The organism is Rheinheimera lutimaris, from assembly GCF_013283795.1.
GTDB classification, from domain to species: Bacteria; Pseudomonadota; Gammaproteobacteria; order Enterobacterales; family Alteromonadaceae; genus Alishewanella; species Alishewanella lutimaris.
Window position 1 is genome coordinate 189,510 of the sequence record NZ_JABSOD010000002.1, and the last position, 12,467, is coordinate 201,976.

The 12,467-nt window shown below is 48.8% G+C and carries 11 protein-coding genes; 6 read left to right on the top strand and 5 right to left on the bottom strand.

Annotated elements, in window-relative coordinates:
* Nucleotides 1–93 precede the first annotated feature (93 nt).
* Complete coding sequence (locus tag HRH59_RS02500; RefSeq protein WP_173499693.1) at nt 94–474, top strand: BlaI/MecI/CopY family transcriptional regulator; 381 nt, start codon at nt 94–96, stop codon at nt 472–474.
* Complete coding sequence (locus tag HRH59_RS02505) at nt 467–1,663, top strand: M56 family metallopeptidase (RefSeq protein WP_173499694.1); 1,197 nt, start codon at nt 467–469, stop codon at nt 1,661–1,663. The genes HRH59_RS02500 and HRH59_RS02505 overlap by 8 nt, the downstream gene beginning before the upstream one ends.
* A 97-nt stretch (nt 1,664–1,760) precedes the next feature.
* Here the strand turns inward: HRH59_RS02505 and HRH59_RS02510 are convergent, their stop codons facing one another.
* Both HRH59_RS02510 and HRH59_RS02515 read right to left on the bottom strand, forming a co-directional pair.
* A complete protein-coding gene (locus HRH59_RS02510) occupies nt 1,761–2,558 on the bottom strand; it encodes a DODA-type extradiol aromatic ring-opening family dioxygenase (protein WP_173499695.1) in 798 nt (265 codons plus the stop codon).
* A 119-nt stretch (nt 2,559–2,677) separates the two neighbouring features.
* Nucleotides 2,678–4,942 carry an EAL domain-containing protein gene (locus tag HRH59_RS02515; RefSeq protein WP_173499696.1) on the bottom strand — a complete coding sequence of 755 codons (2,265 nt, stop codon included), beginning with the start codon at nt 4,940–4,942 and terminating at the stop codon, nt 2,678–2,680.
* A gap of 299 nt (nt 4,943–5,241) precedes the next feature.
* Between HRH59_RS02515 and ybaK the strand changes: the two genes are divergently transcribed.
* Nucleotides 5,242–5,712 carry a Cys-tRNA(Pro) deacylase gene (ybaK, locus tag HRH59_RS02520; protein WP_173499697.1) on the top strand — a complete coding sequence of 157 codons (471 nt, stop codon included), beginning with the start codon at nt 5,242–5,244 and terminating at the stop codon, nt 5,710–5,712.
* A 5-nt stretch (nt 5,713–5,717) separates the two neighbouring features.
* Here ybaK and HRH59_RS02525 read toward each other — a convergent pair whose 3' ends face one another.
* Together HRH59_RS02525 and HRH59_RS02530 are read right to left on the bottom strand one after the other, a co-directional pair.
* Complete coding sequence (locus HRH59_RS02525) at nt 5,718–7,019, bottom strand: sensor histidine kinase (RefSeq protein WP_173499698.1); 1,302 nt, start codon at nt 7,017–7,019, stop codon at nt 5,718–5,720.
* Nucleotides 7,016–7,705: a response regulator transcription factor gene (locus tag HRH59_RS02530; RefSeq protein ID WP_173499699.1), complete on the bottom strand. Its 690-nt coding sequence runs from the start codon at nt 7,703–7,705 to the stop codon at nt 7,016–7,018. Before HRH59_RS02530 ends, HRH59_RS02525 begins: the two co-directional genes overlap by 4 nt.
* 113 nt (nt 7,706–7,818) lie before the next feature.
* Between HRH59_RS02530 and dsbG the strand changes: the two genes are divergently transcribed.
* Nucleotides 7,819–8,577: a thiol:disulfide interchange protein DsbG gene (dsbG, locus tag HRH59_RS02535; protein ID WP_173499700.1), complete on the top strand. Its 759-nt coding sequence runs from the start codon at nt 7,819–7,821 to the stop codon at nt 8,575–8,577.
* Complete coding sequence (locus HRH59_RS02540; RefSeq protein WP_173499701.1) at nt 8,574–9,383, top strand: TlpA family protein disulfide reductase; 810 nt, start codon at nt 8,574–8,576, stop codon at nt 9,381–9,383. Before dsbG ends, HRH59_RS02540 begins: the two co-directional genes overlap by 4 nt.
* A gap of 93 nt (nt 9,384–9,476) precedes the next feature.
* Here HRH59_RS02540 and katG read toward each other — a convergent pair whose 3' ends face one another.
* Nucleotides 9,477–11,699: a catalase/peroxidase HPI gene (gene katG, locus HRH59_RS02545; protein WP_173499702.1), complete on the bottom strand. Its 2,223-nt coding sequence runs from the start codon at nt 11,697–11,699 to the stop codon at nt 9,477–9,479.
* Nucleotides 11,700–11,985: 286 nt separating this feature from the next.
* Between katG and HRH59_RS02550 the strand changes: the two genes are divergently transcribed.
* Entirely contained in the window at nt 11,986–12,465 is a 480-nt protein-coding gene (locus HRH59_RS02550; RefSeq protein WP_173499703.1) for a LabA-like NYN domain-containing protein, read from the top strand.
* The last annotated feature ends 2 nt before the right edge of the window (nt 12,466–12,467 follow it).

Genomic DNA, 12,467 nt, shown 5'->3' on the forward strand with positions numbered 1-12,467 from the left:
GTACGGGATAAAAAAATTAACAGCTGAAGCTTGCATGCTTTGATTACATCTGTAATAGTATTTGTATTACGGGTGTAATCGTTGAGGCAACTTATGATTGAAATCAGCAACGCTGAGCTTAGTGTGATGCAAGTGCTGTGGCAGCGTCAGCCGTTATCGGCCAATGATGTGGTGGCTGCACTGGGTAATGACAAAGACTGGCATGAAAAAACAGTAAAAACCTTATTAAACCGCTTGGTGGCTAAAGGCGCGCTGGGCTTTGATAAAGATGGCAGGGCCTATTTATATTATCCGCTGGTGGCACAACAGGATTATCAGCTTGAGCAAAGCCGCTCTTTTGTTGACCGTTTGTTTTCTGGTCGGGTTGCTCCGCTGGTGGCAGGCTTTGCCAGCCAGAACAAACTCAACGCCGACGATGTGCAGCAATTAAAAAGCCTGATTGCACAATGGGAGCAGGAGCAGAAGAATGACTGATTATCTGCTGCAACTGTCACTGCCTTTAACGCTATTGCTGCTGTTATTATTGCTGGCGCAAAAAGTGTTACTTAAACCCCTCGGTGCCCGCAGCGTTTATGCATTATGGGCGGCGGTGCCGGTGTTTTTGTTGACCACTATGTTGGTTTCTTTTTCACCGGTTGCTATTCACAGCGACGTGATTAAGCGCTACCAGGTTGGGCTGCAACAGGTTTCCAGCGCTGTCAGTACGACAAATTGGTTGTTTTGGCTGTGGATGCTTGGTGTGGCGTTATGCAGCGCTTACTTACTGTTAAGTTACCTGAGTAGCAGGGCGCAGTATTTACGCGCTGCACCGCTCAAGCTAGCACCCGCAATACTGCATTGCCGTCAGGCTGATGATAATAGCGGCCCTTATATCACTGGGCTTTTTGTACCGCGCATTTTATTGCCGCATGATTTCTTTACCCGCTTTGATGCTACCCAACAGCAGCTTATTTTGCAGCACGAGCTGACACACTGGCGCCGCGGTGATTTACATCTGAACTACCTGGCTCTGGTGCTGGTTAGCCTGTTTTGGTTTAACCCGCTGGTATGGCTGGCGTATCGGCAATACCGCAACGCACAGGAACTGGCCTGCGATGCAGTGGCAACAAAAAATGCCAGCAAGGCAGAAAGAATTGCTTATGGTTATGCCTTACTAAGCAGTGCGCAGCAGTCATCAGTAAATTGGTGGCCGCTTACTCATCACTATGGAGACTTTAACACTATGAAACAACGCATTACACAATTACAGCGCCAGCAAGGTGTCAGTAGAATGGCAGTATTAGCTGCTATGGCACTGGTAATGGGGGCAACATTATTGCTGCAGCAACCGGTTATGGCGGGTGTTAGCAAAACACAACAGCTTGCGGCGGTTATGCGCATTGAGCCACGTTACCCACAGCAAGCTGCAGAGCAGGGGATCTCAGGTTATGTACAGATTAAATTTGATGTCGATGCACAAGGTAAAGTAGTCAATGCCAGTGTTGTGAAATCGAGCCCTGAAAAGGTGTTTGACAAAGAGGCATTACGAGCCCTGACGCAATGGCAGTATACCGCTACCGGCAAGCTGCATCCGGCGCAAATGGTGCAACTGGATTTTGAACTGGATAACATACAAGCCGATATCGAGCGTGTTAGCGTAACACCAGCCGCCCAAAAGGGCTGATGGTGTAGCAAACAAGTTGGATAAAAGTGCAATAACGCAGCGTTAAAGCCGCAGTGCCAGGTATGGCGCTGCTTTATTGCATTTTAGCGGCGAGGTTTTACCAACCAAACGCCAGTACAGTCTTGTTTAACACCTTGTCGTTAAACAGTACTTGCGCAGTAGCGCCTTTAGCGGCACCAAAACACACATGCAGCGGTAGCAGATGCTCTTCGCGCGGGTGTATTAGCCGGGCATGGGGCGCCTGTTGCCAGTTAATCAGCCGTTGTGCCTGGTCAGCGTAACTGTGCTGTGGTTGCAGGCTGTCGATTAAATACTGATTAAATTCAGAAACCTGATTGTCACTGACCAGATCCGGCCGGAAAAACGCCTGCATATTATGAAAGCTCATGCCCGAGCCGATAATCATCACGTTTTGTGAACGTAAAAAGCTGATTGCTTCACCCAAAGCAATATGTGTCGCCGGATCCAATCCTTTTAGCAGTGACAGCTGCAACACAGGAATATCAGCTTGCGGGCGCAGCATTAGTAGTGGCACAAAAACACCATGATCCCAACCACGGCCGGTATTTAGCTGAGGGCTAAAACCGGCCTGCTGTAGTTTGTCTGCTATTTGGGCTGCCAGTTGTGGTGCACCCGGTGCCGGGTAGCTAAGCTGATAGCTTTGCGCCGGGAAACCGGAGTAATCAAACAACAATGCCGGATTTTCCGCCGCCGTAAGCGCCGGGTGCGGGCTTTCCCAATGCGCACTGATCACCAGTATCGCGGCCGGGGTTGGCAGTTTACTGCCAAGCTGAGTTAAAAATTGTGTCAGCGCCAGGTGCTGTGGATCGCCAAGTAAAGGTAAAGGGCCACCGCCATGCGGCAGATAAAATACCGGCGCCAAAGATGAGGTCATTACGTTGTACCTTTTTGCCTAAACTGCTGCTCAGGTTACGTGCGATAATCTTACTACGCAATAGCTTAAAGATTGCGAAATATCTGTGTTTTCATCCCGGAAAACCGAACAGTAAACCGTCAGGCTTCAGTAACAGCGGCTTTTTGCTGTGCTGGTTTAAGCTGCTTTAACCAATGTTCTACCGGCATGGGTTTGGCAAAAAAGTAGCCTTGCATAATCTGTGCGCCGAGGCGTTGCAAAAAGCGGCGCTGAATATCGGTTTCCACACCTTCAATCACCAGTTGCAGTTTCAGTGTTTTGGCCATGTGCATTACTGACTGAATTAACTGGGTTTGCCGTTGGTCATCCGGTACCTTATGCAAAAAGCTTTTATCTAATTTAATGCAATTTACCGGCAGTTTGCTGAGAATACTCAGCGAGGCCTGGCCGATACCAAAATCATCCAGTGCCAGCTCAAAGCCCAGCCGGTTTAATACCTGTAACTTATTAAATAATGGTTGCTGATGGCTGACAATGCTGTTTTCAGTTAATTCCAGCGTCAACATACGCAGCACTTCCGGTTTGTGGGTAGCGACATTAATCAGGGTGTTGTAAAACTCATTCGCCAGTAAGTCAGAGCCGGCCAGATTTATGGCTATCGGGTAGGGTATCTGCTGCCGGTTAAACTGCTCAATGATCAGCAGCGCTTTGCGCAGCACACAGGCAGACAGCTGCACAATAATGCCGTATTGCTCTGCCAGGGCAACCAGTATATCCGGTGCAATATAATTACCGGTGTTGTCTTGCCAGCGCAGCAAGGCTTCAAAACTGATGATACTGCCGTCCGGATGCACTTTAGGTTGTAACCACAACTCAGGTGTATCCGATTGCAGGGCTTTTTTCAGCTCGGCCAGTAAGCGCAGCTCGTTATTACGCTGTTCAAGTATATCGGCCTGATAAAAAGATAAAGGATTAGCATAGGCCTCTGCTGACTCTAAGGCCGACTCGCATTGCTCACGCATGTGCTCCGGCACGGCCAGTGGCTGGTTTGAAATGCTTACGCCGGTTTCGTACACCGGTTGCATGGTGCCGACAGACAATACAAGCACTTTAGGCAGTAAATGACTTATGCGCTGCGCTTCTTCGGTAAAGGAGGTGCTGTGCTCTGACAGCGGGCACCACAGAATAAACTTTACGCCACGCAGCCTGGCGCAAATAACCGGGTCCGGCAGTGCGGCGCGAAGCTCGCGGGCAAAAACGGCTAACAGTTCATCGCCGGCTTCATAACTGTGTTGATGGTTAAACGCTTTGATGTGACACAGCCGAACTATCATCATCAGGCTGCCGGCCGGACATTCGCCATATTGCTTAACCAGCTGCAGAAAAAAATTGTGGCAAGGCAAGGTTGTCAGTGGATCATAGTTGCGCCACAACTCTTCTTTTTGGGTATTGGCAGACAGTTTTTGGTGCAGCTGTTTTAACGGCGTAATGTCGTCCAGTTGTACCAGATGATGCTGCTGTTGTGTATGACATATATGGTTCAGCAGTATATGGCTTGCCGGGCTGCTGCGCAGGGTGCTTTCCGTTTCGTGCCCCAGCCAGAACGGCGTTTGGCCGGGCTGCGTGGCTTTAAGTAATTCAATAATATTGCGTTGTTCGGCATGATTAATACCAAGAATGCTTCTTGCCTTAGCATTGGCTTTTAAAATCACGCCATCAGCGCTAAGCAGCAAGGTGGCTTTACTGTGGTGGTTGAAAATATCCTGATACAGCAGATTGCTTTCACTTATCTGCATGTTTTGTTGCTGTAAGGTGGCGGCGTTGCGCTTTAAGGTGCTGATTAAACGCATGACGGCCAGCGGAATGCACAGGTTAAAAAACAGAAACAGCAAGCTGTGCAAATATTCTGCGGTAGCCGGCAGCGTAATAGAAACATTAAACAGGTTAATCGGAGCATTGCCGTTTATTAAGTACAAATAAGGTAGAAAATTCAACAACATTACTGCCAATGTAGCTCTGGCAGAAAAAAACAGCAGTGTAATAACCGGAGCGGTGTAGACAAAAATAACGCCGAGTTTAGATATTTCAAAGTTATCAATAAACAACAGCATACACAGGCCTGCGGCAAAAACAGCGACCAGTACCAGCAGTTTACTTATGGCTAAAAACCGTGCAGAAAAATACAGTGCCAGCAGCAGTACCAGATAAAACCCCGAGGTAATGCCAATAATATACCAGGCACCCAGTTGATAAGCTTGCCAGGAGCTGTGCAGAGCAATAGTCAGCACCAGCAATAACCCGGAGGTTAAAATAATTCTTAAGGTACTTTGCTGTAATCGCGGAACAGAAGTGGAGTTAAGATCTGACTCAGTTAAAAATAACAACTGCTTAATACGACTTAACATAGTGTTTCCGTTATAAGGGGCGCAGGCCAGATCCGGACAGTATGGCTAACCGGTAAAATGTGTAATTATTTTGTTTTGTTATCTTAGCTATCCTAATAAAAACAATGTCATGATACAACTTGTTCTGTGTTGTTTTTCACCACGGCTTAAATTTAAAACAGTTGTAGGAGGTTGGTGTCAGGTGCAGTAAAAATACGCAAGTGGTTACAAAGCGGTTAGTATTGTGCGTGTTTTAAGTGTTTAATTTTTCCATATTGCAGAGCATGTATTTAAAACGTAAAAAATAAAGTGAGCACGCTATGACGCCGGCAATAGACCTGGTAAGAAAACGGGCGGTAAGCCATCAACTACATCACTATCAGCATGATGCAGCTGCCGCTTCTTATGGCCTGGAAGCAGCAGAAAAGCTTGGCTTATTGCCACAGCAGGTGTTTAAAACGCTGGTGCTGAGCCTTGATGCAAAACAGTTAGCGGTAGCTGTATTGCCGGTAGATCAGCTGCTAAGTATGAAACTGGCGGCTAAAGCACTGGGCGCCAAAAAAGCCGATATGGCTAACGCACAAGATGTTATGCGCAGCACCGGCTATGTATTGGGTGGTGTAAGCCCGCTGGGACAAAAGAAGTTGTTGCCTACCGTTATTGACAGTTCGGCGCAGCAGTTTGCCACTATTTATGTCAGTGCCGGGCGGCGCGGGCTGGAAATTGAGCTAAGCGCAGCAGATTTGTGCACGTTACTCAACGCTAAGTTTGCACCGCTGTGTCAGGGGTGACGTTGCTATCCGTGGCTTTGCAACGGCAGAGTCAGCGTAATGGTAAACCCATGCCGGGTATGCTTAAAACTGAGTGTGGCATTAAAACGTTGGCAAATATTCTGTACCAGTGTCAGTCCAAGGCCACTGCCCTGTATTGGCCCTTTACGCCAAAAAGGCTGCATGGCCTGCTCAATGTCATCCGCGCTAATGCCGGGGCCCGGATCACTGATATATATGTGTAAAGCTGATTGCTTAATCTCAGTATCAAGACAAACCGGGCCAGTATTGAGGCTGTATTTTAACGCGTTATCCAGCAGATTACGCAGCATAACACTCACCAGCTCAGCTGGTAGCGCAGGGTAAACCGGTTCAATATTGAGGCATTCAACCCGGTTTATCTTGTTAAGCTTAGACAAGGACTGAGCAATAATTTCTGCTAAAGGCTGGCTTGGTTCATCCGGCCAGTTTTCGGCAGAGTCCAACCGCGCCAGCAGCAGTAATTGCTCAACAGTATGTTGTAATTGCAAAACACTGTTACCAAGCAATAGTAGATGTTCAGCTGCGGGGCCTGGTGGGCAAAGTTGTTTACTGATTGCCGCCTGGGTTTTAATGGCGGTAAGCGGGGATCGCAGTTCATGTGCTGCATTGGCAGCAAAGGCTTGCTCCCGCTTAATCAATCTGCTGCTGTAAGCTAGATGATGGTTTAGTGCATTAAGCACCGGTGTTAGTTCTGCCGGGGCAGACGCAATAGCTATAGGTGCACTGCTTAACGGATTATGCTGTTTTAGTTTAACACTCAGCGCTAGCAAGGGCTTTAAACCACGGTGGATACCATAAGCTGCCAGCAGTAGGCTACCGCAGAGCGAAATAATAAAAGGCAGGCCTGCCGTAAGCAAAATTTGCCGCGATAATGCCTGACGTTCGGCAATCCGGTCTGCGGTGCGGATCACCAGCTCGTCACTTTTTAACGTGTACACCCTCCATTCTTCACCACCTTTATTGTGCAAGCTGTAGCCGCTGTCTGCCTGGCGCATACTGTTACTTAGCCCGGCATGAGTTTTTAGCAGCACTTCGCCGGTTTTCAGGCTTATTTCACAGGCAACAGCAGGCATATCTGGTAACTCTACCGCCGAGCTGTTTTGTTGCCAGCCCTGAGGGAGCTGATTGAGTAAGCCTGCCACCATACGGGCAGACGCGGCCAGACGCTGATCAAGCGTGTGTTGCATTTGTTTTGATAGATCAACAAACAGCCAGTATGCCGACACACTCCACAGCAGGGTGAATGACAGTAATAACATAGCCAGCAAGCGCTGCTTTAAACTCATGCGTGTTTAGCCATGTTGGCGGTACTAAATGCTGAACCTAACCGGTAGCCCAGGCCTCTGATAGTGTCTATAACGTCGGCACCTAGTTTGCGGCGTAAATGATAAATGTGCACATTTAGCGCATTACTTTCCAGTTCGCTGTCGTGGCCTGACATTGCCACTTCCAGTTGTGCGGTAGTCAGTATTTGCCTGGGTGAGTAGATAAACTTGGCAAGTAAACGCACTTCTCTTTGGGTTAGAGAAACAGGCTGGTTGTTCAGATAAACCTGCATCGCAGACGGGTCAAATTGTAAAGCACCATATTGCAGCATAGCACTGGCTTTACCTATGCTGCGTCGCAGCAATGAATGCAGTCTGGCAACCAATTCATCAAAGTCAAATGGCTTGAGCAGGTAATCATCAGCGCCTTGCTGCAGGCCTCGCACTTTATCTGAAGTTTGATCTCTGGCTGATAAAATAAGTATCGGTGTATGCATGTTAGCTGCACGCCAGTTGCGCAGCAGGGTTATGCCATCACCGTCAGGTAAGGTTAAATCCAGAATAACAATATCAAAGTTAAACGCGTTAACTGCCAACCCGGCAGAGGCAGCAGTTGCTGCATGATACACCTCGAAATGTTGCAGTTGCAGCCCTGCAACTAAAGCCTTGGCAATGGCTGTGTCATCTTCAATAAGTAGTAGCTGCATAAGTGCCTCCGGTTTGAGGGCATCAGTCTGGCTTAACAAGATTAAGTCAGAATTAATGCTGACTTAATCTAAAGCCCATAGTTTTGCTGCAACTTAACATGTTGGAGCTTGCCATGAATAATTTGAGTATAAGTATTTTTTTGTTAACTACCGCTTTTAGCAACTATGTTAGTGCTGCAGAAGAGCCTGCAGTAATAAAGTACATTAAGCAGCAAGGTGTTACCATTGCTGGTACCTTTGAAACTAAGGCTGGCATTAAAGGTTATGCGGCCAAAGTGCAGGGCCGGGAGTTGAGTATTTACCTAACACCGGATAACCAACATGCACTGATCGGCAGTTTAATTAATGCAAAAGGTGAAGATTTGGGCACGGCTGCGTTGCAGCGGTTAATCAGTGCGCCGCAAAATAACCTGGCCTGGCAACAACTGGAACAGGCAAACTGGGTGGCCGACGGCAAAGCAGATGCACCGCGTATTATTTATACCTTTACTGATCCAAATTGCCCGTTTTGTCATCGTTTACGCCAGGCGGCAGCGCCTTTTATCGACAAAGGCCAGGTACAGCTTCGCCATGTTATGGTGGGTATTTTACGCCAGGATAGTTTAGCCAAAGCTGCGAATATTCTCGGAGCGAAAGACCCTGCTATGGCATTGCAGCAACATATTCAGCGCTATGAGCAAGGTGGTAGCAAAATAGATAACGCAGCGGTAGCAAAAGGTGAAGCCGTTATTTTAAAAAACAATGTATTAATGCAACAACTGGGGGTAGCTGCTACACCAACCAGTTTCTACCGTGATGTTAACGGTGATATTCAGATGATACAGGGTATGCCCTCTGCCACAATATTGGCAGCTATGTTCGGAGACTTATGATTGCCATTAATATAGGGCCGCTGGCGTTACCGGTACCGCCGCTGCTGTTGTTGTTTAGTGTTGTTGTGGGCCTGATTGTCGCCTCTCTGGTAGCGAAAAAGCAGCAAAGCCCGGTGACTGATCAGTTGTTAACGGTGTTGCTGGTAAGTTTGTTGTTTGGCCGTATCGTTTTTGTACTGCGGTTTATACAAAGTTATGGCTCGTTCTGGCAAATGCTGGATATCCGCGACCGGGGTTTTGATTTTTCTGCCAGCATACTGGCAGCCATGATCATGCTTATGCTGCAGATAAAGCGTTACCCAAAACAGCGTAAAGCCTTATTAAGCGGAGCGCTGTCTGCTGTAGCGTTGTTTGCAGTATTAATTACCGTGGTGACGGCAGGCCGGCAACAGGCGCAGTTGCCTGATATAGCGCTGTCGCAGTTAGATGGCACCAGTATTAACCTGCAGCAAAGTAAAGGCCGGCTTACCGTGGTTAACCTCTGGGCCACCTGGTGCCCGCCATGCCGGCGTGAAATGCCGGTACTGGCTAAAGCAGAGCAAAACAACCCGGATATTAATTTTGTGCTGATAAACCAGCGGGAACCGGCCGACACGGTAACGCAGTTTTTAACGCAGATGTCGCTACAGTTTTCGCAGGTACTGCTGGATACCACCGGGCAGGTGCCGCAGCAGTTTGGCGCATTCGGCTTGCCGGTAACCTTGTATTTTGATCAACAAGGCCAACTGGTAGACAGCCATATGGGCGAGGTATCTGATGCCAGCCTGGCGGCGGCTATCAACAAGCTGCGTAGCAGTTCACCTTAAGCATCTGTAAACAAGTAGTGATAAAAATTAGCAATAAAAAACGGGCGCTGTGTAGGCGCCCGTTTGTTGCTTGTCACCCCTTTATGGCAGTGATTACTTTAAATCAAAGCGATCAGCGTGCATTACTTTGGTCCAGGCTTTTACAAAGTCTGTGACAAACTTTTGTTTCGCATCGCTGGCGCCATACACTTCTGCAATAGCGCGCAGCTGCGAGTTGGAGCCAAATACCAAGTCAACGCGGCTGGCAGTCCATTTTACCTGACCGGTTTTACGATCCCGGCCTTCAAACTGCTGCGCGTCTTTTGATACCGGAGCCCACTGTGTATTCATATCCAGCAGGTTAACGAAAAAGTCATTGCTTAGCGTGCCGGGGGTTGCCGTAAATACGCCCTGTTTGCTTTGGCCGAAGTTAGCATCCAGTACCCGCATACCGCCAACTAACACTGTCATTTCCGGTGCGGTTAACGTTAACAGTTGCGCTTTATCCAGTAGCAGCTCTTCAGCCGATACGGTGTAAGCTTTTTTCATGTAGTTGCGAAAGCCATCTGCTATTGGCTCTAATACATCAAACGATTCTGCATCGGTTTGCTCGTCTGTGGCATCGGTGCGGCCAGGCGCAAACGGCACGGCTACGGCTACACCGGCATCATTTGCGGCTTTTTCAATTGCGGCAGCACCGGCCAGTACAATAATATCGGCCAGCGACACTTTTTTATTGCCGCTTTGCGCAGCATTAAACTGTTGCGCAATAGTGCCAAGTACACTTAGCACCTGTTGCAACTGTGCCGGTTGGTTTACCTGCCAGTCTTTTTGTGGCGCCAAGCGGATACGGGCACCGTTGGCACCGCCGCGGCAGTCTGAACCACGGAAGGTAGAAGCAGACGACCATGCGGTGTACACCAACTGCGATACGCTTAAACCGGATGCCAGAATAGCCGTTTTCAGCTGAGTAATATCGGCATCGTTAACCAGCTCGTGATCTACTTCAGGTACCGGATCTTGCCAGATCAAATCTTCAGCGGGTACTTCCGGCCCCAGATAACGTGATTTTGGCCCCATATCGCGGTGAGTTAATTTAAACCAGGCACGGGCAAAGGCATCAGCGAACTCAGCCGGGTTTTTATGAAAATGCTCAGAAATTTTGCGATACGCCGGGTCTTCCCGCATCGCCATATCGGCAGTTGTCATCATCAGCCCAACACGGACACTGGTATCAGCGGCGTCCGGCGCATGATCTTTACCCGCCAGATTAATTGCGGCCCACTGATGGGCTCCGGCTGGGCTCTTTACCAACTGCCAGTCGTAGCCAAACAAGACATCAAAATAGCTGTTGTCCCATTTGGTTGGGGTAGGAGTCCATGCCCCCTCAATACCGCTGGTAATGGTGTCGCGGCCTTTACCGCTTCTGAAGCTGTTTTTCCAGCCAAAGCCCATCTGTTCCAGTGGTGCAGCTTCAGGCTCTGCGCCCACGTTTGCGGCATCGCCGGCTCCGTGTGCTTTACCAAAGGTGTGGCCGCCGGCGGTCAGTGCCACGGTCTCGTAGTCATTCATCGCCATACGGGCGAAGGTTTCGCGTACATCACGGCCTGAGCCAAGCGGATCCGGCTTACCGTCCGGGCCTTCCGGGTTAACGTAAATTAAGCCCATTTGTACTGCAGCTAACGGGTTTTCCAGCTCACGTTCGCCGGAGTAGCGGCTGTTGGTTTTATCGCTGGTAGCCAGCCATTCCCGTTCAGCACCCCAGTAAATATCTTCTTCAGGTTCAAAAATGTCGGCGCGACCGCCACCAAACCCAAAGGTTTTAAAGCCCATAGACTCAAGCGCAACATTTCCGGCCAGAATAAATAAATCAGCCCAGGATAATTTGTTACCGTACTTTTGTTTTACCGGCCACAGCAAGCGACGGGCTTTGTCCAGGTTGCCGTTGTCCGGCCAGCTGTTCAGCGGCGCAAAACGTTGGTTGCCGGTAGCTGCACCGCCACGGCCGTCGCCCATGCGGTAAGTACCGGCGGCGTGCCATGCCATGCGGATCATAAAAGGCCCGTAGTGGCCGTAATCTGCCGGCCACCAATCTTGCGAGTCAGTCATAACATGTTCAAGGTCTTTTTTTACCGCGGCTAAATCCAGTTTTTTAAATTCTTCCGCGTAGTTAAAATCTTCGCCCAGCGGGTTAGATTTTTTGTCGTTCTGGTGCAAAATTCTCAGGTTCAGCTGATTAGGCCACCAATCCATATTCTTCGGACCAGTGCCACCAACTCTGGTGTTGCCACCGTGCATTACCGGGCATTTACCGGCTGAGCCGTTGTTATTGTCCATATCTTACTCCTTGCAACGTGGGGGACAGGGGGTACAGCAAGTACCCGCTTGATATAAGTGCATTGACTATAGACTTGAAGCGCAAACTGCGAAAGCCGGATTTCTCTATCATGTTAATCAGTTTTTTGAATTAGAAATGGTGTAATTAGCTAATATTTATGGCTTATTCGGCAACTTTAGCGCAGTATGGTTCAACTTAATTAGCCGGTATTGCCGCAGACAAAAAGCAGTTGCATGCTGCAGCGTTGCCGGTTAGCGTAGCGCTTTTGCCAGCCAGGGAGTTGTGATGACCAGTGTGACTATTTTGGTCGATGTGCAAAACATCTATTACACCAGCCGCGAGGCTTATGGCCGCAATTTTGACTACAACGCTTTCTGGCGTCAGGTAACGGCCGGACGTACGGTAGTTAAAGCCATTGCCTATGCCATTGATCGCGGTGATGAAAAGCAGCGCCAGTTTCAGAATATTCTGCGTGCCATTGGCTTTGAGGTAAAACTTAAGCCGTTTATTCAGCGTGCTGACGGCAGCGCTAAAGGCGACTGGGATGTCGGTATAACGTTAGATGCAATTGAATACGGCCAGCATAGCGAGGTGCTGGTACTGGCCTCCGGCGACGGTGATTTTGGCTTGCTGGCAGATAAACTGACCACTAAATACCACACCGAAGTAGAAGTTTATGGCGTTGAGGGTTTAACCGCTCAGGCGCTGGTAAAAGCTGCCAGCCGCTTTATTGCTATTGACGAGGCATTGCTATTGCCAAAGTGAAC

Bases quoted from the DNA above. Each gene is read 5' to 3' on its own strand.
- HRH59_RS02500 (WP_173499693.1), top strand. From the start codon at position 94: ATGATTGAAATCAGCAACGCTGAGCTTAGTGTGATGCAAGTGCTGTGG.
- HRH59_RS02505 (WP_173499694.1), top strand. From the start codon at position 467: ATGACTGATTATCTGCTGCAACTGTCACTGCCTTTAACGCTATTGCTG.
- HRH59_RS02510 (WP_173499695.1), bottom strand. From the start codon at position 2,558: ATGACCTCATCTTTGGCGCCGGTATTTTATCTGCCGCATGGCGGTGGC.
- HRH59_RS02515 (WP_173499696.1), bottom strand. From the start codon at position 4,942: ATGTTAAGTCGTATTAAGCAGTTGTTATTTTTAACTGAGTCAGATCTT.
- ybaK (WP_173499697.1), top strand. From the start codon at position 5,242: ATGACGCCGGCAATAGACCTGGTAAGAAAACGGGCGGTAAGCCATCAA.
- HRH59_RS02525 (WP_173499698.1), bottom strand. From the start codon at position 7,019: ATGAGTTTAAAGCAGCGCTTGCTGGCTATGTTATTACTGTCATTCACC.
- HRH59_RS02530 (WP_173499699.1), bottom strand. From the start codon at position 7,705: ATGCAGCTACTACTTATTGAAGATGACACAGCCATTGCCAAGGCTTTA.
- dsbG (WP_173499700.1), top strand. From the start codon at position 7,819: ATGAATAATTTGAGTATAAGTATTTTTTTGTTAACTACCGCTTTTAGC.
- HRH59_RS02540 (WP_173499701.1), top strand. From the start codon at position 8,574: ATGATTGCCATTAATATAGGGCCGCTGGCGTTACCGGTACCGCCGCTG.
- katG (WP_173499702.1), bottom strand. From the start codon at position 11,699: ATGGACAATAACAACGGCTCAGCCGGTAAATGCCCGGTAATGCACGGT.
- HRH59_RS02550 (WP_173499703.1), top strand. From the start codon at position 11,986: ATGACCAGTGTGACTATTTTGGTCGATGTGCAAAACATCTATTACACC.